This window comes from Hoeflea sp. CAU 1731 (genome assembly GCF_039888615.1).
In the GTDB taxonomy this organism is placed as follows: domain Bacteria; phylum Pseudomonadota; class Alphaproteobacteria; order Rhizobiales; family Rhizobiaceae; genus Flavimaribacter.
The window spans coordinates 451,348-471,597 of record NZ_JBDQQS010000002.1 but is presented as its reverse complement, the minus strand read 5'-3'; the positions used below and the strand labels follow the sequence as shown (position 1 = coordinate 471,597).

The 20,250-nt window shown below is 56.4% G+C and carries 19 protein-coding genes, 3 tRNA genes and 2 pseudogenes; 17 read left to right on the top strand and 7 right to left on the bottom strand.

The genetic code is table 11. From position 1 onward, the window contains the following. Positions 1-46: 46 nt before the first annotated feature. Genes AAFN47_RS06355 through AAFN47_RS06345 form a run of 3 tightly spaced genes read left to right on the top strand, consistent with a single transcriptional unit; the run spans position 47 to position 2,690 of the window. Positions 47-946, top strand: a complete 900-nt coding sequence (locus AAFN47_RS06355; RefSeq protein WP_499808352.1) for a manganese/iron ABC transporter ATP-binding protein — start codon at positions 47-49, stop codon at positions 944-946. Between the two features lie 35 nt (positions 947-981). After that, the gene (locus AAFN47_RS06350) at positions 982-1,845 is read left to right on the top strand and encodes a metal ABC transporter permease (RefSeq protein WP_499808387.1); all 864 of its coding nucleotides are present in this window, start codon (positions 982-984) and stop codon (positions 1,843-1,845) included. Then, positions 1,842-2,690 (top strand): metal ABC transporter permease, encoded by an 849-nt coding sequence (locus AAFN47_RS06345; protein WP_499808351.1) that lies wholly within the window; start codon positions 1,842-1,844, stop codon positions 2,688-2,690. The genes AAFN47_RS06350 and AAFN47_RS06345 overlap by 4 nt, the downstream gene beginning before the upstream one ends. 22 nt (positions 2,691-2,712) lie before the next feature. On the opposite strand, the gene AAFN47_RS06340 is transcribed toward AAFN47_RS06345, so the two are convergent. Then, positions 2,713-4,326, bottom strand: a complete 1,614-nt coding sequence (locus tag AAFN47_RS06340; RefSeq protein WP_499808350.1) for an FAD-dependent monooxygenase — start codon at positions 4,324-4,326, stop codon at positions 2,713-2,715. 206 nt (positions 4,327-4,532) lie between these two features. Next, positions 4,533-4,607, bottom strand: a tRNA-Asn gene (locus tag AAFN47_RS06335). A gap of 158 nt (positions 4,608-4,765) precedes the next feature. Between AAFN47_RS06335 and AAFN47_RS06330 the strand changes: the two genes are divergently transcribed. Both AAFN47_RS06330 and AAFN47_RS06325 read left to right on the top strand, forming a co-directional pair. Further along, the gene (locus AAFN47_RS06330) at positions 4,766-5,053 is read left to right on the top strand and encodes a hypothetical protein (protein ID WP_499808349.1); all 288 of its coding nucleotides are present in this window, start codon (positions 4,766-4,768) and stop codon (positions 5,051-5,053) included. A gap of 126 nt (positions 5,054-5,179) precedes the next feature. After that, positions 5,180-5,253, top strand: a tRNA-Cys gene (locus AAFN47_RS06325). A 109-nt stretch (positions 5,254-5,362) separates the two neighbouring features. Here AAFN47_RS06325 and AAFN47_RS06320 read toward each other — a convergent pair. After that, positions 5,363-6,061, bottom strand: a complete 699-nt coding sequence (locus AAFN47_RS06320) for an anti-sigma factor (protein ID WP_499808348.1) — start codon at positions 6,059-6,061, stop codon at positions 5,363-5,365. A gap of 500 nt (positions 6,062-6,561) precedes the next feature. Between AAFN47_RS06320 and AAFN47_RS06315 the strand changes: the two are divergent. From AAFN47_RS06315 to AAFN47_RS06295, 5 genes and pseudogenes are all read left to right on the top strand, one after another. Then, positions 6,562-7,737: pseudogene (locus AAFN47_RS06315) on the top strand (class I SAM-dependent methyltransferase); the annotation flags it as partial. Positions 7,738-7,940: 203 nt separating this feature from the next. Continuing rightward, positions 7,941-8,978, top strand: coding sequence for a cysteine synthase A (locus AAFN47_RS06310; protein WP_499808347.1), 1,038 nt, complete (start codon positions 7,941-7,943; stop codon positions 8,976-8,978). 2 nt (positions 8,979-8,980) lie between these two features. Continuing rightward, positions 8,981-9,715 carry an alanyl-tRNA editing protein gene (locus tag AAFN47_RS06305; RefSeq protein ID WP_499808346.1) on the top strand — a complete coding sequence of 245 codons (735 nt, stop codon included), beginning with the start codon at positions 8,981-8,983 and terminating at the stop codon, positions 9,713-9,715. Positions 9,716-9,727: 12 nt separating this feature from the next. After that, a complete protein-coding gene (gene sseA / locus AAFN47_RS06300; RefSeq protein WP_499808345.1) occupies positions 9,728-10,582 on the top strand; it encodes a 3-mercaptopyruvate sulfurtransferase in 855 nt (284 codons plus the stop codon). Continuing rightward, positions 10,579-11,136, top strand: coding sequence for a GNAT family N-acetyltransferase (locus tag AAFN47_RS06295; RefSeq protein ID WP_499808344.1), 558 nt, complete (start codon positions 10,579-10,581; stop codon positions 11,134-11,136). Before sseA ends, AAFN47_RS06295 begins: the two co-directional genes overlap by 4 nt. Before the next feature lie 82 nt (positions 11,137-11,218). On the opposite strand, the gene ald is transcribed toward AAFN47_RS06295, so the two are convergent. Beyond that, positions 11,219-12,337 (bottom strand): alanine dehydrogenase, encoded by a 1,119-nt coding sequence (gene ald / locus AAFN47_RS06290; protein WP_499808343.1) that lies wholly within the window; start codon positions 12,335-12,337, stop codon positions 11,219-11,221. Between the two features lie 159 nt (positions 12,338-12,496). Between ald and AAFN47_RS06285 the strand changes: the two genes are divergently transcribed. Further along, entirely contained in the window at positions 12,497-12,973 is a 477-nt protein-coding gene (locus AAFN47_RS06285; RefSeq protein WP_499808342.1) for an Lrp/AsnC family transcriptional regulator, read from the top strand. Between the two features lie 17 nt (positions 12,974-12,990). Then, positions 12,991-13,986: an alpha/beta hydrolase gene (locus AAFN47_RS06280; protein ID WP_499808341.1), complete on the top strand. Its 996-nt coding sequence runs from the start codon at positions 12,991-12,993 to the stop codon at positions 13,984-13,986. A 27-nt stretch (positions 13,987-14,013) separates the two neighbouring features. Here the strand turns inward: AAFN47_RS06280 and AAFN47_RS06275 are convergent, their stop codons facing one another. Continuing rightward, positions 14,014-15,207: an MFS transporter gene (locus AAFN47_RS06275; protein ID WP_499808340.1), complete on the bottom strand. Its 1,194-nt coding sequence runs from the start codon at positions 15,205-15,207 to the stop codon at positions 14,014-14,016. Positions 15,208-15,279: 72 nt separating this feature from the next. Further along, positions 15,280-16,527 (bottom strand): threonine ammonia-lyase IlvA, encoded by a 1,248-nt coding sequence (gene ilvA, locus AAFN47_RS06270; protein WP_499808339.1) that lies wholly within the window; start codon positions 16,525-16,527, stop codon positions 15,280-15,282. Between the two features lie 69 nt (positions 16,528-16,596). Here ilvA and AAFN47_RS06265 point away from each other — a divergent pair, with 69 nt between their 5' ends. The 4 genes from AAFN47_RS06265 (at position 16,597) to AAFN47_RS06250 (ending at position 18,835) form a co-directional block, all read left to right on the top strand. Then, positions 16,597-18,039 (top strand): CobW family GTP-binding protein, encoded by a 1,443-nt coding sequence (locus tag AAFN47_RS06265; RefSeq protein ID WP_499808338.1) that lies wholly within the window; start codon positions 16,597-16,599, stop codon positions 18,037-18,039. Next, a complete protein-coding gene (locus AAFN47_RS06260) occupies positions 18,032-18,349 on the top strand; it encodes a nitrate reductase (RefSeq protein WP_499808337.1) in 318 nt (105 codons plus the stop codon). The genes AAFN47_RS06265 and AAFN47_RS06260 overlap by 8 nt, the downstream gene beginning before the upstream one ends. A gap of 45 nt (positions 18,350-18,394) precedes the next feature. Then, positions 18,395-18,481, top strand: a tRNA-Leu gene (locus tag AAFN47_RS06255). Positions 18,482-18,643: 162 nt separating this feature from the next. Beyond that, on the top strand, positions 18,644-18,835 hold the full coding sequence (locus tag AAFN47_RS06250) for a hypothetical protein (protein WP_499808336.1): 192 nt from the start codon (positions 18,644-18,646) through the stop codon (positions 18,833-18,835). Between the two features lie 495 nt (positions 18,836-19,330). Here AAFN47_RS06250 and AAFN47_RS06245 read toward each other — a convergent pair. After that, positions 19,331-19,729: pseudogene (locus tag AAFN47_RS06245) on the bottom strand (hypothetical protein). 112 nt (positions 19,730-19,841) lie between these two features. On the opposite strand from AAFN47_RS06245, the gene AAFN47_RS06240 reads away from it, so the two are divergent. Further along, on the top strand, positions 19,842-20,204 hold the full coding sequence (locus AAFN47_RS06240) for a hypothetical protein (RefSeq protein ID WP_499808391.1): 363 nt from the start codon (positions 19,842-19,844) through the stop codon (positions 20,202-20,204). Positions 20,205-20,250: the final 46 nt, after the last annotated feature.

Below are 20,250 nucleotides of genomic sequence, written 5' to 3'. Positions count from 1 at the left end.
TCTACCCGTTAAAGGAACACGATGTTTGAGAAACGCTGACCTCCCCATGCTCGACAGATCCACCTCGATCGAAAATCGCATCAGCGCCGATGGCCCCGGCGGCGGCATTTATGCAGATGACGTCACGGTAACCTATCGCAACGGCCACACCGCGCTGTTCGATGCGAGTTTCGAAATTCCACGCGGCACCGTAACAGCCCTCGTGGGCGTGAACGGCTCAGGCAAATCCACCCTCTTCAAAGCTATTATGGGATTCCTCCCGGCAGCAAAGGGCGACATTCGGCTTCTGGGACGCAACGTCAAAGAAGCCTTGCGCGAAAACCTTGTCGCCTATGTGCCGCAGTCAGAGGAGGTCGACTGGTCATTTCCGGTGCTGGTCGAGGACGTGGTGATGATGGGACGATACGGACATATGGGGTTCTTCCGCCGCGCCTCCACCGCAGATCGCCAGGCGGTAAAGGATGCATTGACCCGCGTGAACATGCTTGATTATCGACACCGCCAAATCGGCGAGTTGTCCGGCGGTCAGCGAAAGCGGGTTTTCCTGGCGCGGGCTTTGGCCCAGGACGGTCGGGTCATCCTTCTCGACGAGCCATTCACCGGCGTCGACGTCAAGACAGAGGAGCAGATCGTGGCTCTGCTGCGCGAGCTGCGGGATGAAGGACGGGTGATGCTGGTGTCGACTCACAATCTCGGCTCGGTGCCCGAATTCTGCGACCGGACCGTGCTCGTCAAAGGCACTGTGCTCGCCTATGGCCCAACCGAAACCACGTTCACCCGGGAAAACCTCGAAAAGGCTTTTGGCGGCGTTCTGCGGCACTTCACACTGGGCGGAGAAGATCTGCATGACGACGACGACACGCGCGAGGTTACCATCCTGACCGACGACGAACGCCCGTTCGTCCAGTACGGGGAACAATCCAAAACCAGAAAGGCCCAGCAGTGACTGCGTATCTGTTTGAACCTTTCACCTATAATTACATGACCAACGCGATGTGGGTGTCTGCTCTGGTTGGCGGCGTTTGCGCTTTCCTGTCAGCCTATCTCATGCTCAAGGGCTGGTCACTCATTGGCGATGCCTTATCCCATTCCGTCGTCCCCGGCGTTGCCGGAGCTTATGTTCTCGGGCTCCCTTTTGCGCTTGGCGCTTTTATCGCCGGAGGCCTGGCGGCCGGCGCCATGCTCTTCCTGTCGGAGCGTTCGGGTCTTAAGATTGACGTGATCATCGGTCTGATTTTCACATCCTTCTTCGGTCTCGGTCTGTTCATAGTGTCGGTGAATCCGATGTCGGTTAGCATCCAGACGATCGTAATGGGCAATATCCTCGCCATAACCCCGCAAGACACGCTGCAACTGGCGCTGATCGGCTTTATTTCATTGGCCATACTGCTGGCGAAGTGGAAGGATCTGATGGTGACGTTCTTTGATGAGAGCCATGCACGATCGATCGGCCTGCGGCCGGATATCCTCAAGGCGGTCTTTTTCGTCCTGCTGTCCGCGTCGGTTGTTGCGGCGATGCAGACGGTCGGAGCCTTTCTCGTCATCGCCATGGTGGTCACGCCGGGCGCCACCGCCTATCTGCTGTGCGACCGGTTCCCCCGGCTGATCCTTACATCCGTCGCGATTGGCGCGATCACGAGCTTCGTCGGCGCCTATGCGAGCTATTTCCTTGATGGCGCGACGGGCGGCGTCATCGTCACGCTGCAGACCATTATCTTCCTTGTTGTCTTCGTGTTCGCGCCGAAGCACGGATTGCTGGCTGCGCGGCGCAAGGCTGAGGAAGCCCTCAACAGACCACCGACGGACACGATAGGATCCGCAACCGGCGGAGCGTCAGACCGATGATCGACACGCTTCTCATGCCGTTTGGCTTCGCCTTCATGCAGAAGGCCTTTTACATATCAATGATCGTCTCGATCCCGACAGCCCTGCTGTCTTGCTATCTGGTTCTCAAAGGCTGGGCGCTGATGGGCGACGCCGTCAGCCACGCCGTCCTGCCCGGCATTGTCCTTGCGTACATATTTGGCATTCCGCTGATCGTGGGCGCCTTTGCGGCCGGCATGACCTGTGCGCTTGCGACCGGCTATCTGTCCCACAATTCGCGGGTCAAACAGGACACTGTCATGGGCGTCGTCTTTTCCGGCATGTTCGGCGTCGGGATCGTGCTTTACGTGTCGATCGACACCAATATACATCTCGACCATGTTCTTTTCGGCAACATCCTAGGTGTGGAACCAAAGGATCTGTGGACGGCCGGCGTTATCTCGCTTGTCGTTTCAGGAGCCATCGCCTTGAAATGGAAGGATCTGCTGTTACACAGCTTCGATCCGGTGCAGGCAAGAACCTCCGGATTGCGGGTAAACTGGCTGCACTACGGACTGCTGGCGGCGCTCTCTCTGACGATCGTGGCGACTCTTTCAGCCGCCGGGCTGATCCTTGCTATCGGCCTGTTGATCTCCCCCGGCGCCATCGCTTTCCTGCTCGTTAGAAAGTTCAGCACAATGCTCATTGTGGCGATCACCGTGTGCATGGGCGCGATGCTTGCGGGGACTTATCTTAGCTTCTTCCTCGACAGCGCCCCCGCCCCGACGATCATTCTCATTCTGTCATCCCTGTTCGCCGCGGCTTTCATTCGGCGTCAGGTCGTGACGCGCAGGATGTCACAGAAAGCAATCAGGCAGCAGACGTAAGGCGGCAGATCGGGATGCTGCGTTAACAGCGCAGCATGACGCTTTCGACATAGTTCCCAAGCCTGTCCGTCCGACGCGAACGATAGGCCACATAGCCATCCGGCCTGAACAGGTAAAGCCCGCCGGTCGCCATGCCGTATCGTTCGGCGAGTTCGGATTCCGGGTCAAGAAGCACCGAAACGTTCTCCGGGATCACGCCCTGGCGCTGCGGAAGCACAAGATAGACATCCATCCACGAACTGTATTTGTCCGATGCTTCGGCAGCCTTAACACCAGCCACGTCAACCGGCGTCTCCTTGCCGGCAAAAACGAGCAGGCAGTGATGCGGGCCATCCAGAAAATCGAACAGATCGCAATAGGCGTCTTTATGCAGTAAACCGGAGACATTTCGGGCTTCCAGTCCGGGGCGAACTTCTTGCGGGAGATCTGGAGCATCGTCCATGCTGAGCGGACTTGCGCCGTAGTCGATATCGAGCTCTTCGAAATTGCGACGAAAAGCAACCAGTTCTTCGCCTTCCCTGTGAAAGCCTTTCAGGAATGCCTCCCGCTCTTCGTCCGTCATGGCGGGATAAGTCTCGCCCGGCTCCGTGAACGCCCGCGTGTTGTCGACCACCTGCCGCGCAACGGGACGTCTTTCTACCTCGTAACTCTGAAGAAGCGTTTCCGACGCGCGCCCACGGATCGCGAGAGTCAATTTCCAGGCCAGATTGCAGGCGTCCTGAATACCGGTGTTCATGCCGTGGCCGGCGAAAGGCGAATGTACGTGCGCGGCGTCCCCTGCAAGGAAAACACGGCGGTCGCGGTATAGCTCTGCAACCCGATAGTTGATCGTAAAATAGGTTAGCCAGCGCGGATCGCCCAGCAGATAGTTTCCTCCGGTGCGCCGATCTACCAGTTCCTGCACTTCGGCCAGATCAGGCTTTTCATCCGCGGAATGGTCGCCCGCAAGCGGACCAATTATCTGGCGCCGGCCGCCGTTGAGTATGGCGAATATGAGCGAACCCTCTCGATGCAGAAAATAAAACCAGGCGTCGGAAGGTTCATCGTTCTCGGATATGACATCGGCGAGAAAATAAGTGAATTTGCTTTGCGCGCCGGGAAACTCGATACCCAGCAGGTGGCGCGTGGAACTGTGCGCACCGTCGCATCCGACCAAATAACCAGCCTGGAAGGTTTCTTCGACCCCATCAGCGCGCTTGAGCGTCGCCTGAACGCTGTCGCCGTCCTGTTCGAGGCCAACAAGCTCGGTGCTGCGCCCCACCCTCACGCCCAGCTCACGCAGTTTCGCCTCCAGGAGCCCCTCGATCTGCGCCTGCGAGTAGGAAATTCCATAGGGGCAGCTGGATTCAACCGGCGGATCCCGTGTCTGCAGGACTTGCTTGCCGTCCATAAAAAGACGCATGCCGCGCAACGGTTGTCCATTCTCCCTGATCTCATCCGCAATTCCGAGATTGTCGAGAAGCTCGAGAGAGCGTGAATGCAAGAGCGACGCGCGCGAAAAGGCGTTGATGCCGGGCGACCCGTCTACGATGCGTACATTGACGCCCTGGCGCGCCAGCCGAACAGCGAGCATAAGGCCGGTGGTTCGACCACCCACCACCAGAACGTCGACGGCCCGTGAACCCTGCGTATTCATCGCCAGCTACAACCTCACCCGTTCGGGCGTAGGCGTGAAGCGTCAAGTCCCGACACCTTTATTTCCGCCTTGTCAGCTCGTTTAGCAACGCCATATTGGCATGCCGTGCGGCAAACCGCCACCTCAGACCATTTAAGGCAGATCAGATACTGTTCGTTGATTGCCCTCAGCAATCAGCGCTGGAAAATCTGTGGATTTCGCGGAAGTGGCTCCCCGGGCCGGATTCGAACCAGCGACCAATTGATTAACAGTCAACTGCTCTACCACTGAGCTACCGGGGAACATGGCGTCTGTGACGGTGCCGTCGCGTATAGAAAAGAATTATTGGATTGCCAAGCCTTTTTTCCAAAAAATGCCCCATGTATGCCCAATGGTTTCGACAATCGTCACAAGCGCTACGGAACCTTTTATTGAAAATGACAATGCAGAATGGAAAAGGATGAGGGAACAGGCTGGTTCCGCGCACGCGAACAAACGCTCGCGTCCGCATGTCAAGCTTGGCAACAAGAAGCTCGGACTTCCGCGCTCGCGACTGTTCCGGGTTGGCCTTGGATCTCTGCTCGTTGTTGGCGGAATTCTGGGCTTTCTGCCTATACTCGGTTTCTGGATGATTCCGCTCGGTCTGCTCGTGCTGTCTCACGATTTGCCGATGGTTCGCCGCTGGCGCCGTCGGCTGGCTGTCAGGTTCGGACGCAAGGTCAGAAACGGCGGCAATTCTGGATCGTAAGCGCTTGATGAAAGCTCATGACAACCCAAATCGACAACCGCGATAGAGCGAACAGGATTTTTAGAGGATTGACCTTGCACTGGTGCTGATTTCATTCTAAGTGCGTTCGGCCGATCGGCATACTGAGGCCTCGTGGCGGAATGGTTACGCAGAGGACTGCAAATCCTTCTATCCCGGTTCGATTCCGGGCGAGGCCTCCAGTTCCCGACAAATTTAGACAGTGAACTGCGCGTTGATCTGCAGAGCCTCAAGAAAACCTGCAGCCTCGACATGTCCGCTCTCGGGACGCTTTGCAAATTGTGATATCCGCTACAGGCGCACCAGATTACCCGTCGCCAGCACAGCGCCAATCGCTTGCCCGGAAGACGAGCCGCCTGCCGGCTCATCGCTGATCGCAAGGACGGCGTTGTCCATGCGCGCTGCCAGGCCGTCCGGAACCGAAATTTCGTAAATACGGTCTCTTGCGAGCAGGCCCAGGGAGGCGGGCGGATTCCCGTCCGAGATCAGCCAAAGTTCAAAATCGCGCCCCTGCCCGGGCCCACCTTGCGTCCGGTTGATCTTCAACACGGATCGCGCCGGATCATAGGCGACGTGAAGCTGCACGATATCCGGATTGCCGGCGACGCGACCGACGAATACAGGAGAAAATCGATCCGCCCCCCGTTGCAACGCCAAAAGGGATGCGCCAAGTAACAATACTGCTGCGAGGCACACGGCGCTTGCGGCCTGCCACACGGCGAGGCTGGACCACCAGGACGCCGGTTTTTCAGGCGCTTCATAGAGCACGTGTTCGGTGTTTTGGTTTGCGGCGCGCTGAGGTTCGTCCAACGTGATCTCACCGCTCAACGGCAGTAGTCGAGCCTCCCAGCGTCGCACAGCCATTGCAAGAGAAGGATCGATGCGCAATCGATTTGTGAATGCGGCGCGCTGGTCATGAGGCAACGTTCCCAGCACGAATTCGGCGACCTGATTGTCGTCGAATTCCTGGTATCGGTCTTCGCCACTCATCGTTCCAGGCGCTTTCACAGCTTCGCAAGGCTCCGTTCCAATCATTTGCGCATCTATTGATCCGCACATCCTGTCGATCTGCAAGCGCCCTACAGGTGAAACACTCCACTTATGCACCACGAATGGAACAGGCGCGCTTGGCTTTGAAATCTTCATGACAGCAACCTGCACAGCGGCCGTCGTACAGATTGTAAGGACAATGGCGACGAGACAGGAACCCCCGTCCGGGCAATTTCCGCGGCCAAACTATCTCACCAGACCGCTTGACCCTAGAAAAAAAGCAACTCGGCGGGAAGACAAAAGCCGCAGGATGAAGATATAAAAAGCACGCTGGTAAGAGCAGGAACAATAATAGGTCCGCCGGTCCATACAGATTATAAGCCGGCGCACATATCGGCACTAGTGCAAGCAGGGAGAAGCCTTTGTCGGAAAACGAAATTGACGGATCCGGCTCCATGTCAACAGCTGGACGATCTCAAGAACACCTTCCCCAACACAAAATACCGTTCGGCGCGCGCGCAATGTTGCGCATGCTTGCGGATCTGAAACAGGGTTCGCTATCCATCCAGTTTCCCGACGGGAACACGCATTCGATCAGCGGCTGCGAACCGGGCCCGGACGCAACGCTTATCCTGCACAACTGGAAGCTCATTCCCGCCGCGATCCGTCGCGGCACGATCGGCGTCGCGGAAACCTATATCGACGGTGATTGGGACAGCCCCGACGTGCCGACGTTTCTGGAACTGTTTGTCGTCAACGCCGACATGCGCAGCCACATGGCCGGCATCGCGCGTTTGCTTTCCGTGGTCGTCGAGAATTTGCGTCACTTCCTGCGCAGCAACACCAAGAGCCAGGCGAAGAAGAATATCGCCTCGCATTATGACCTCGGCAATTCGTTCTACGAGCAGTGGCTCGACCCCGGCATGACCTATTCGTCCGCTTTGTATCAGACCGGCGCCAACGATCTGGAAAGCGCACAAAAAGCCAAATACGCCGCCCTCGCCGACGCTATCGGCGCGAAGCGCGGGGACCATGTGCTGGAAATCGGCTGCGGATGGGGCGCATTCGCTGAATATCTGGCGAAAGACAGGGGCGTCAAAGTCACAGGCTTGACGATAAGCCAGAGCCAGCTCGACTACGCCAGAGACAGGATAGAAAAAGCCGGCTTGACCGATCTCGTGGAGTTGCGTTTCCAGGACTATCGTGAGGAAAAAGGTCAGTATGATCACATTGTCTCGGTGGAGATGTTTGAGGCTGTCGGCGAAAAATACTGGAATGTCTATTTTGAGAAGCTGAGAGAGTGCCTCAAACCCGGCGGTTCCGCCGGGGTTCAGGTGATCACCATTCACGAAAAGGAATATGCGCAGTACCGGCGAAGTCCCGATTTCATCCAGAAATACGTGTTTCCGGGCGGCATGTTGCCTACGCGGGAAATCATGGCAAATCTTGGCAAGGAAGCCGGACTGGCGCTGAGCTCGGAGCGCGCCTTTGCGCATGATTACGCGCGCACGCTCGCTGAATGGTATCAACGCTTCACCGCCGCCTGGCCGACGATAGAGCCGCTTGGTTATGACGGCCGTTTCAAAAGACTTTGGGAATTCTATCTCAACTATTGCGAGGCCGGTTTTCGCGCTGAAAACATCAATGTTCGGCAGCTTGTCTATGAAAAGGCGTGAAGGTCAGGGTATGGCGCAAATAATAATTTGAATTCCCTACGGCAGCTGAAAATCGCCTATCGCAAGGGCGCATCAGCGGCGAATGACATTCCTTGTTTACGCGCCGCCGAGAGACTATCCATTGGCCAACGACTGCTTTGTCTGCAGGCGACAAACTGTTATGAAGATCGCGCCGTGTCGCGTCAAACGGGAGGCGAAACGCCATGAATTTTGAAGAATCGGTGCTGGACGGCATAGGCGATACGCCGCTGATCAAGCTGAAGAAGGCCTCCGAGCTCACCGGCTGCACGATCCTCGGCAAAGCCGAGTTCCTGAACCCTGGACAATCTGTGAAGGACCGCGCGGCGCTCTATATCGTGCGCGACGCCGAGAAGAAAGGCTTGCTGCGCCCTGGCGGCGTCATCGTCGAAGGCACGGCCGGAAACACCGGCATTGGCCTGGCTATGGTCGCCAAGACGCTCGGATACCGCACCGTTATTGTCATCCCCGAGACACAGAGCCAGGAAAAGAAGGACGCGCTCCGCCTCCTTGGCGCTGAGCTCGTGCAAGTGCCGGCCGCGCCCTATAGAAATCCCAACAATTACGTTCGCTTGTCGAGCCGTCTGGCCGAACAGATTGCAACTGAAGAAGAAAACGGCGCTATCTGGGCAAACCAGTTCGACAACGCAATCAATCGACAGGCGCATGTCGAGACCACGGCGCCGGAAATCTGGCGGGATACGGATGGCAAGGTAGACGGCTTCATCTGCGCCGTCGGCTCGGGCGGCACTCTCGCCGGGGTCAGCCTTGGCCTCAAGGATCGCAATCCGGACGTAAAAATCGGCCTTGCCGATCCGAAAGGCGCTGCTCTCTACGAATTTTACGTCAATGGCGAGTTCAAATCCGAAGGCAATTCCATCACCGAAGGCATCGGTCAGGGACGCATCACGGCCAACCTGGAAGGCTTCACCCCGGATTTCGCCTATTCGATCCCGGATTCGGAAGCGCTGCCGATCATTTTCGATCTCATCCAGGAAGAGGGAATGTGCCTGGGCGGTTCCTCGGGCATCAACATAGCTGGCGCAATCCGCATGGCGCAGGAGATGGGTCCGGGGCACACGATCGTGACCGTGCTGTGCGATTACGGAAACCGTTACTTGTCAAAACTCTTCAATCCTGAATTCCTGAAATCAAAGGATCTGCCCTACCCTGACTGGATGGAAAGGGAATCGGCGATCGACATACCCTTCGTCGAGGTTTGACCGTGCCCGATACTGAGCCGCTTTTCATTGAAGACAGCTATCTGACGACTTCCGAAGCCACGGTCGTCGCGATAAATGATCGAGGCGGCATAGTGCTCGACCGTACATGCTTCTACGCAACCTCCGGCGGCCAGCCGGGCGACACTGGTTTTTTTGAGCTTGAAGATGGATCCCGGATCGACGTCGCCGCGACGATTACGGGCGAGAGCAAGGCCGAGATCATCCACGTGCCAGCGAATGATCAACCGGTTCCCGGCGTCGGTGAAAAACTGGTCCTCCACATCGATTGGGAACGACGCTACAAGCTGATGCGCATGCATACCGCCTGCCATCTGCTGACGGTTATTTGCCCCTTTGGCATTACCGGCGCCTCGGTTAGCGAGAACGAGAGCCGGGTCGATTTCGACATGAGCGACATCGTCGACAAGAAGACTGTTACCGAAAAGCTAATGAATCTCGTCGACGGCAACCATCCAATCTTCACGCAGTGGATCACGGAAGCCGACCTGGAGGCCAATCCCGAGCTCGTAAAATCAAAGAATGTTCGCCCTCCAAATGGCAGCGGTCGCGTGCGCCTTGTTTGTATCGGCGAAGACTCTTCGATCGACAGCCAGCCATGCGGAGGCACGCATGTTTCCGAAACGAAGGAAGTGGGCGCAATCCATATCGGAAAGATCGAGAAAAAGGGTCGAGAAAACAGGCGATTCCGGATACGGTTCGGCGCGTTACCGGAATAGGATCTTTCGTTCATGTCTGTAAAAAGCCCCTTTGTCGTGTCTGCGGACTGGCTGGAGTCGCAGCTCCCGGAGCCAGACCTGAAAATTGTAGACGCGTCCTGGTATCTGCCATTCCAAAATCGAAACCAGCGCAAGGAATATGACGACGGCCATATTCCCGGAGCCGTGTTCTTCGATCAGGACGAGATTGTGGAGCCGGGAGCCGACCTGCCCCACGCGCTTCCCTCCCCGGCGGTTTTCGCCGCTCACGCGTCAAGGCTGGGATTGTCAAACAACGATAGGATCGTCGTCTATGACGGTCCGGGTATTTTCACCGCGCCCCGCGTCTGGTGGATGCTCCGCGTCATGGGCGCCAACAAGGTGCATATTCTCGACGGCGGGTTCGACAACTGGAAAAAGGAAGGTCGTCCTGTCACGGACGCGGTGACGCGCCCTGCACCCACCGAGTTCATCGCAGATTTCGATGACAGTCGCCTCGCCCCTTTCTCGATGATTCAATCGATCGTCTCCGAAGGCGGCGCGCAGATTGCCGATGCGCGCAGTCCCGGAAGATTTTCGGGCAGCGAGCCGGAGCCGCGCGAAGGCATACGTTCGGGGCATATGCCCGGCGCCTTCAACATACCGGTGATGACCCTGTCCGATAACGGTTATCTGAAGGACCTCGAGGCGCTCAGATCCGCTTTCGACGAAGCAGGAATGGATCTGGACAAGCCTGTGGTGACGAGCTGTGGCTCCGGTGTTACGGCGGCGGCGATCATCCTCGCACTCGAATCACTCGGTCACCAGGACAACAGGCTTTATGACGGCTCCTGGTCTGAATGGGGCTCGCGCGAAGACACCCCGGTGGACACGGGAAACAGCCGATGATCCGAAAATCGCCCCGAAAAGCCGTCGTTACATATCTGGAACAAAAAGAGCGCCCCAAACTGACCGCGCCCATGCCGGTCAACCTGCACGTCGCATTGATGCGCCAGGATCGGATGCCGCTTCATTTCTATCGCTATCTACAATACCGCATAGGTCGACGCTGGCACTGGGTGGCGCGGCTTCGGCTCGATGATACGGCGCTGGCTGCGCTGGTTCATTCGCAAGAGACGACAATCGACGTGCTCTATCTGGACGGCGCGCCGACGGGGCTTTTCGAATTGCGCGCGCAGCAGGACGATTCCATCAACATCGAGTATTTCGGGATGATGGACCACGCCCATGGCATGGGGCTGGGCCGTTGGTTCCTGAAACAGGCGATCGACGCCGCATGGGAGATCAATCCAAACAAGGTTACGATCAACACCTGCACACTGGACCACCCGGCGGCCCTTCCGCTTTACCAGAAATTCGGTTTCGAACCGATCGGCCAGAGCGACACATTCATCCATCCGCTGACTGACGATGACTTGCTCAAGATCATGAAACGGGACTGATCCCGCGAACTCTCTTCACATAAAAAACCAGCCCCGTTGGTGCGGCGGGGCTGGTTTGGCAGGATCGCTTGAGGGAGAAACGTCAAGCGACCTTGAGAAAGCTTTCCGGCTCGGCAAGTTCATATCCGAGAGCGCTGGCGACAGCCTCATTCGTGATACGCCCTCTGTGGACGTTCAGGCCCGCGCGCAAGTGCCGGTTTTCTGCAATCGCCTTCAATCCCTTATCCGCAAGCTGCAATCCATATTGCAGCGTTGCGTTGTTGAGCGCATGCGCCGAGGTGACAGGGACTGCGCCCGGCATATTGGCGACGCAATAATGGACAACGCCATCGACCTCAAACGTCGGGTTGGAATGCGTCGTCGCGTGAGAAGTTTCGAAACATCCGCCCTGATCGATGGCGACATCGACAATAACCGCACCCTTCTTCATGCCCGAAAGCATCTCTCTGGTGACGAGCTTCGGGGCGGCCGCGCCAGGAATCAGAACGGCGCCGACTACGACATCGGCTGAGAAGACCTCTTCTTCGACGGCTTCAATGGTCGAATAGCGTGTGTTGATACGTCCGCTGAAAATGTCGTCCAGCTCGCGCAAGCGTCCCAGGGAACGATCGACGATGGTAACGTCCGCGCCCAGACCCACAGCCATCTTGGCTGCATTGAGCCCGACCACGCCGCCACCGATAATGGTAACCTTGCCCGGCAATACGCCCGGCACGCCTCCGAGCAGGAGACCGCGCCCGCCATTGACCTTTTCAAGCGCCGTGGCGCCCGCCTGAATCGAGAGCCTTCCGGCGACTTCGGACATCGGGGCAAGAAGCGGCAGTCCGCCATGGGCATCGGTGACGGTTTCGTAGGCGACCGCCGTACAGCCGGATTCCACCAGACCTTTCGTCTGTTCCGGATCCGGAGCCAGATGCAGGTAGGTATAGAGAAGCTGGCCTTCTCTGAGCATCGCCCATTCCGCTGGCTGAGGCTCCTTGACCTTAACGATCATGTCCGCCTGTTCGAAAACATCATTCGCCGTTTCGACGATCTTTGCTCCAGCGGCGCGATAGGCTCCGTCGTCCGCGTCGATGCCGAGACCCGCTCCGGTTTCCACGATCACCTCATGACCATGAGCAATATATTCGCGGACAGAGCCAGGCGTAAGGCCGACCCGATATTCGTTGTTCTTGATTTCCTTTGGGCAACCCACGCGCATTTGTAATGTCTCCTCATCGCAGCGGCGTCTGGTCGCCGCAGTCACAATGGCGATCATTTCAGCGCAAAACCCACGAAATGTCCTTGCAAACTGGGATTGATCGCCACGCAAGAATCGAATATTATTCTATAATATTGGCATTTTTCGAAGGATCTTCGAATGAATAAGCTTGACGCAATCGATATTGCCATTGCGCGGACATTGCAGCAGGATGGCCGCATCTCCAACGCAAACCTGGCGGACAAGGTCGGGCTTTCCCCGTCGGCGTGTTCGCGCCGCCTCGATATTCTGGAAAAATCCGGCGTCATTCGGGGCTACTATGCGCGCATTTCAAACAATGCGCTCAACCACGGCATGACCGTTATCGTGCAGATTTCGCTGTCGGGGCAATTCGGCAAGACGCTCAGCGAATTCGAGGCGGCGGTCAGGCGCTGTCCGAATGTCCTCGTTTGCTATCTCATGTCGGGCGAATACGATTACGTGTTGCGGGTTGCCGCCCGCGACCTGCCGGATTACGAAAGAATCCACAAGGAATGGCTTTCGGCATTGCCGCATGTGGTCAAGATCAACTCGTCCTTCGCGTTGCGCGAGGTGGTCGATCGACCGAACATCGACATTGATATGCACGATTCCTGAACGGGAGGACAAACCGAATGAAGAGAAAAAAGCGTTCCAGGTTACGGGTATTATTTTACTCCGCGGTCATTGTGATCGCGGCGCTGACGGTGATTTATCTCGCCGGCCCACGCATTCAGCCCGACACAGCCATACGCTTCGACCCGGCGGCGATCGGCGACGACATAGACGCCTATGTCGCTGAAAGGGAATCGCGCTTTGACGACATACGCGAAAACAACCAAAAACAGCTGGTTTGGGCTTACCCCAACTCAAGAGCCAAGACGCCGATTTCGATCGTCTACATCCATGGCTTTTCTGCTTCGCCCGCCGAAATCAGACCCGTGCCCGATCTCGTTGCAGAAAGGCTTGGCGCCAATCTCTACTATACGCGCCTGACGGGACATGGCCGAACACCCGAAGCCATGGGCGAAGCAACCTACAACAAATGGATAAACGACACCGCTGAAGCCGTAGAGATTGGCCGCAGGATCGGCGAACACGTGGTTATCATAGCCACCTCCACCGGCGGCACGCTGGCGACATGGCTGACGGCTCGGCAAAACCCGTTGCCGAATGTCGCCGGCCTGGTGATGATCTCTCCCAATTACCGAATGCAGGCAGCCGGATCGGACCTGCTGGCTGGTCCGTGGGCGCAGCAGATTCTTGATCTGACCGTTGGAGAATGGCGCAGTTTCGAGCCTGAGAACGAGGATCAGGGAGAGAACTGGACAACCCGCTATCCGTCATCCGTGCTGCTGCCGATGGCGGAGCTCGTCAGGGACACGCGCAAATCCGACATCGAGGCAATCAAGGTTCCCGCTCTTTTTCTGATCTCGGAAAATGATCAGGTAGTCAGCCCGGAAGAAACACGGAATATGGCCGGACGCTGGGGCGGCGACGCGAAAATCGTGGTAATTGAAAATGTGGAGAGCGCGTCACAGCACGTGCTGGCGGGCGACATCCTATCTCCCGGCACGACAGAGGAAACTGCGGATATCATCACCAAGTGGATAGAAGGACTTGGCCTCTAGCCCTTTGGGCGCGATCACGCTGCGTATCTACCCGGCCTTTTCGCGCGGCGGCTTGTCCTGCGAAAACAGATAGATCACAAGCGCTATGAGCATGAGGCCGGCATAGGTTGCAAACACCAGAGAAAAGGCGCGCTCCGGGGCGGCCGGATCAAAAGTGCTGTCGGCAATACGTCCGGTCAGGAACTGAATCAACCCCACGCCTCCGATCGAAAAGAAATTCAGCAGCGTGACCCCGCGCCCAACCAGATTGGGCGGGCAGAAGGCGCGACCATGCGCCATGATCAATCCATAGCTGGCGCCGAACAGGCCGATGACGATCATCAAGAGACTTGCCTGCAGCACCGGCAGGACTGGCCATACAAACAACGCCAACAGAGCCAGTGTCAGGACGACGTTTCCGAAGAACCCGACCCATTTGCGGGTATTCAACAGCGTATCCATCGGCCCATATATGAACGCGCCTATGATCATGGAAACCGCCATGAATAACGCCACATTGCCCAGGGCGTCGGGTGAAAGCCCGTAAACATCCGAAAGATAAGGCCCTATCCACAGGCCTCGTATACCGGCGGCGGGCGCATAGCTGACCGCCATAAGGGGGCCAATCAGCCACATCGCCGGCATCTTCAACAGTTGCAGATACCCGCCGAAGCTGGACCCGTCATTTTTTTGTCTCGGGGGATCCTCTACGATCAAAAAAACCGCGACTGCCACAGCAATAGATATGAACGCAAGCGTCAGCATGGTCGTTCTCCAGCCCGCCATTTCTATTGCAAGCACCAGAGGCCGGGCGCCAATGACATTGCCCGCTGTGCCAAGCGCCATAAGCCATGATGAAAGCACAGCGAAACGCGCTGCAGCGAACCGGTGGGCGAAAATGAAGAGCGACGCCATCAGAACAGGAGAACAGCCAATGCCGATCATACCCATCGCAATCGTGATGGTGGAAGGCGTATTGGCGCTGGCAAACAGCAAAGCGCCGCCTCCAGAACCGAAGGCAAAAAGAACCGCTGCGGTGCGCCTTGGCCCGAACCGGTCAAGCGACACGCCCACGATGAACTGCATGAGCGCGAATGTAAGGAACCATATGCCGGAGGCCTGGGACAAGTCCGCCTTGGTCGCGCCCAACTCCTCGGAAAGCACCGGAGTAAGCACAGCCAGAAAAGACCGGTAAAACTGCGAAAAGACATAGGCAGCCGCAAGAGCCACGATACCGGCCATGTTTAGATTCCTCCTCCCGCTCCGCCTGGCGGGCTCTAATCCCAAGCCGATTTTATCAGCGAATGCAACCCGTCAGATTATCAGGCTGGACAGGATGTCGTTCTCGGTGATGTCCTGATAACGCAGGCCCGACTCTGTGAACTTCTGCGTCAAATCGGCGAAGTTGCTCGAATGCTTTGTTTCGATGCCGATTAGCACTGACCCGAAATTGCGCGCCGACTTCTTCAGATATTCAAAGCGAGCAATATCGTCTTCCGGACCGAGCATATTGAGAAAGTCGCGCAGAGCTCCCGGTCTCTGAGCCAGCCGAATGACGAAATACTTCTTCAACCCCGAATAACGCATCGCCCTTTCCTTGACGTCGGGCAGTCGCTCGAAATCGAAATTGCCGCCCGAGACGATCACAATCACTGTTTTACCCTTCAGCACATCCGGATCGACTTTTTCGAGCGCTGCAATTGGCAGCGCGCCGGCCGGTTCCAGAACCACCCCCTCGACGTTCAGGAACTCCGTCATGGTCGCACAGATCGCGTTTTCGTCGATCGTGATCGCCTGTTCAGGGGAAAAACCCTTGAGGCGCTCGAAATTTTCAACCCCAATTTCAGCGACAGCCGCGCCATCCACGAAATTGTCCACCTGAGCAAGCCTGACGCGACCGGCCGCGGCCAACGATTCCTTGAGGCTCGGCGCGCCGGCTGGTTCGCAAAAAATGAAACTGTCCCTGGCGACGACGCCATCGAGATACCCTGTCACCCCGGACGCAAGCCCGCCGCCGCCTACCGGTACAAGTACGAGATCAATCCCCTCGCCTTCGGGCATCTGATTCGCGATTTCGACAGCTACAGTCGCCTGTCCTTCGATGATGTCGGAATGATCGAACGGCGGCACCATGACGGCGTCGTTCTGCAGTCCATAGTCAACTGCTGCGCGATAGCAGTCGTCAAATATGTCGCCGAACAGCCGGATATCGATATATTCGCCGCCGAAGGCTCTGGTCTTGTCGATCTTCTGCTGCGGCGTCGTAACGGGCATGTAGACTACGCCGTGACGCGCAAAATGGCGGCAGGCGAACGCAAAACCCTGGCTGTGATTACCGGCCGAAGCGCAGACAAAACGATTGGCGTCGGCGTCTTTTTCGATCACCTTTCGCAGAAAATTGAAGGCGCCGCGAATTTTGAAAGACCGCACCGGGGAGAGATCTTCACGTTTGAGAAAAATCCGGGCATCGTAGCGATCGCTCAGAAATTCGTTCAGTTGCAGCGGCGTTTCGGGAAATATGCTGCGCAGCGCAGTAGCGGCGTTTTCAATGGCGATTTTCATTCGGATTTTGAACCCATCATTTTGATTCGACCCGCTATAAATGATTGGTTTCGGCGCGCAAAATCCGGCATGAAAATTCCGACCGGGCGCTTGGTGCGCGCGCCATCAACCAGCGACATTCGCGAAAGCCGAAAACAGGATTTGGAAGCGTCACCTTGCCACGCCGGTCAGGCCGCGCGATCCCTTCTATCAAACTTGACGTTCAATAGGCAAAAATATTACCTGCTCGCATATGATTTGTTATACTATTACAAATCATTTCCGCTCGACAACGACGGGGAAACCGCTTTGTCCAAAATTACTGCCTGTAGAGGTAAAATCCCGGTTTTTCTTCTGACAGGGTTTCTTGGCGCGGGTAAATCCACGCTCCTGAACCATGTCCTGCAGCAGCCTGCTTTTGGCGACACCGCAGTCATTATGAACGAATTCGGCGACGTTGCACTGGATCATGACCTTGTTCGGGTCGGCGAAAGCCGGGTCACGCGCGCCACGACAGGATGTTTGTGCTGCACCTTGGGGAGCGACGTACGTACAACTCTGTACGAATTGCAGACGATGGTTGACGCCGGAGAAATCGCATTCAGTCGCGTCATCATAGAAACCACTGGACTTGCCGACCCTGCCCCGGTCGTCAACCAGTTATTGCCAGGCGGCGTCGCGGCCTTTGGCCTTGCCGATCATGTCGTGGCGCGCAACTTCGAACTCGCCGGAATTGTCACCCTTGTGGATATTCTGACAGCCGAACTTGCCATAGAGAATCAGTTTGAAGCTTCCAAGCAGATTGCGTTTGCGGATCGCCTTGTTCTCGCCAAAACCGATCTCGCCCGCGAGCCAGCGACAAAGACAGATATCGAAAGACTGCGCGCCCAACTCTCAATTATTAATCCATCTGCTCCGATCATAGATTGGCGCAAAAATGATTTCGACGCTGCGGAACTGTTCCTACCGCGTCGTTACCGGCCAACGGATCTCGGAGACGATGTGACATTATGGCTCGCCTTGGAAGGCGCGATCTCCTCTGATAACAAAGACAAGACCAAACAGGATGACGACAACGCGCGGCTCACACGCCACGGCGCACGGATCCGAACATTCGCCATCGTCCGGGATGAACCGGTTGAAGCCGCAGCATTCCACCAATTTCTCAAGCTTCTCAGCAAGTCAGCCGGCCCGAGCCTTCTCAGGGTCAAGGGAATTATCAGTGTTGAGGGAGATCCGGATAGACCACGCATCGTCCATGCCGTTCAACATGTGGTCTATCCGCACACCGTTCTCGAACGTTGGCCGGACGATGACCGTCGAACACGTCTCGTATTCATCACGGACGGTGTCGAATCCGATCCGGTGAAGAAGTTGTTCGAGGCGTCGCTTAATAGCCGGCCAACCCTGATCCAACGGGCTTTGACCGGGATCAGGAAAGACACAATAAGAGTATTTCGATTCGCAGCCATCCAGAGGGCTCGTGTCTGGAAACTATACGCGACAGACAGGCAAGGACATCATCATGGTTGATATCACCCGCCCGAGATCGACAATCAAGGCTCTCGCGAATCCCCTCGCCCCGCGACGCGGCGTTCCTGAAAAGACACGAGGGATCAAGGAATGGACAAGAGAGGTTCTCAAACTCGAACCCGACGTGGCTGTCTCCGTAACTGAACTTGCCTGCCGCGATGAGGGCTGCCCCGATATTGAGACGGTTGTCGGCGTGATGCGGCCGGGCAAGCCGATTGAAACATTGCGCATCCATTTGCCGATTTCCGATATTACCAAAGACGATTTCAACGAAATTGCTTCGGTTCACAGCGAACGTGGCGTCGCCTGAAAAAACTTGCAATCTGCTTCCGGATATTTACCAGTAGCGGCGCGTGCCCCCTTGGCGAAATTGGTATACGCAACAGACTTAAAATCTGTGGCCCTTTCGGGCGTGCCGGTTCAAGTCCGGCAGGGGGCACCAGTGACCTAAAAGCCCGATTTTCGGCTCAAAAACCCCGCCAAAACATTAAATTTCGGTAATTTGGGTGTATTTCACAGTGGAATCACAACTGGCGGCTATTAATTATGGTTAATAATAAGTATAAACACTGTTTATTAACCATAACAGGGAGCCCTATCTCCAATGAAACACGATGCAGTCACCTCAGCCTACAACGCCCCCGCCGGACTGGCCATGTTCGACGTAGCGTTCTTCGACACAGATGACAAACCGATCGGAGAATGCAAGGTCGCAGCACAGGATTATATCGACGCCTACGACATCGCGCAGCGCATAAAACCTGAAGCCGCCGATATCGTCATTTGCGACGTTTGATATACTGCGGACACCCGTTTTCATCACTCCTTCCCTGGCTGAATACACAACAGCAGGCGCGTTAAGACGCCCTGACTGAAGCAAGGAGATTGCCTGCTTTCCAAGTTCGGACTGTTATCCTGGACTATTCTGTCCTATTCTTTCGATACCAGTTTCAGCGGAGATACAGCGATGAAAACGCTTCTTCTTGCCGCCATCATAAGCATGGTTACTGCGTCTGCCTTCGCGATGAACACGTACAATACGCGCGGGATGACCTGCGCGCAGGTACAGTCGGCGCTCAAGCGTGACGGGAGCGCTCAACTGCACTATGCGTCACCTCGAAATCGGGGCATACCCCTTTATGACACGTTCGTGGCGTCAAGCAGGGATTGTCGTTCATCGAACATGTCAAAGCCCGCATTCGTGACAGCGCGCGACACCGAGAAATGTCACGTGCGCCAGTGCGTTCGTAAATCCAGACGGTAGCAGCGCGCCCATCCTCGTCGATACACCCTATTCTTCCGCGACGAACTTCAGAACGGCGTCGGACACCTGGGAAAGCAGGTCGAGTTGCCCGTCGTGATCATGCAACGCATCGCCAAACAGCAGTGAGAAAGTAACTCTGTTGGAAACATTAAGGAAACTCAGCGCGCAAATGAGCCAGTGAATGGCAAGCGGCGAACAGCCGTTTTGGAACACGCCCTGCTCAAGACCCTTGTCATAGATCGCTTCAATCTGGGAAATCGCCTCCTGGTTCAATTAACCTATCAAGTCTGAATGTTTGAGATATTTGCCGTGATGAATGTTCTCGATCATCACGATGCGGATGAAATCCGGGTTCTCGCTGTAATGATCGAAAGTGAATTCCGTCAGACGGCGCAGCGCCTCTTTCGGCGCGAGGTGATCGAGCATCAGTTCCTTCCCACCAGTGCGCACTTCGCGATAGGTCTGTTTCAGTCCCTTTCGGTACAGGCCGTCCTTGTCGTCGAAATAGTAGCGAATCATCCGCTTCGACGTCCGCGTCTTGGCGGCGGGCGCCGGACAAGCCACGGTCAGCGAATTCTTTAAGGGCGACCTCGAGAATGTTCGCCCGAACGCCCTCCGGATCCTGTTTCCAGCCCTGACGCTGAATTGTTTTCCCGGTTTCGGCTTGCCGCTGTGTTTCCATATCCCGTCTTCAATAGACTTTTGCCGCGCTTCGCCACCAGTTTGTTTTAACTACATAGTACAAAGGATTGAAAATTTTATTGAACAATACATAACTGGCCCCGTTGCGAGGATGGGAGAAATCGTGGAACGTCGAGGCGGCTACGGCGCGGCAAACGCCCAGTTCCGGATTGCCGCACAGAAGCGTCGCTCGCGACCAAAAGGCGTTCCGAAAATCTGACAGCTTCGCTGCTTCTTCCTGCATCCCGCTCGAAATGCTACTCTTG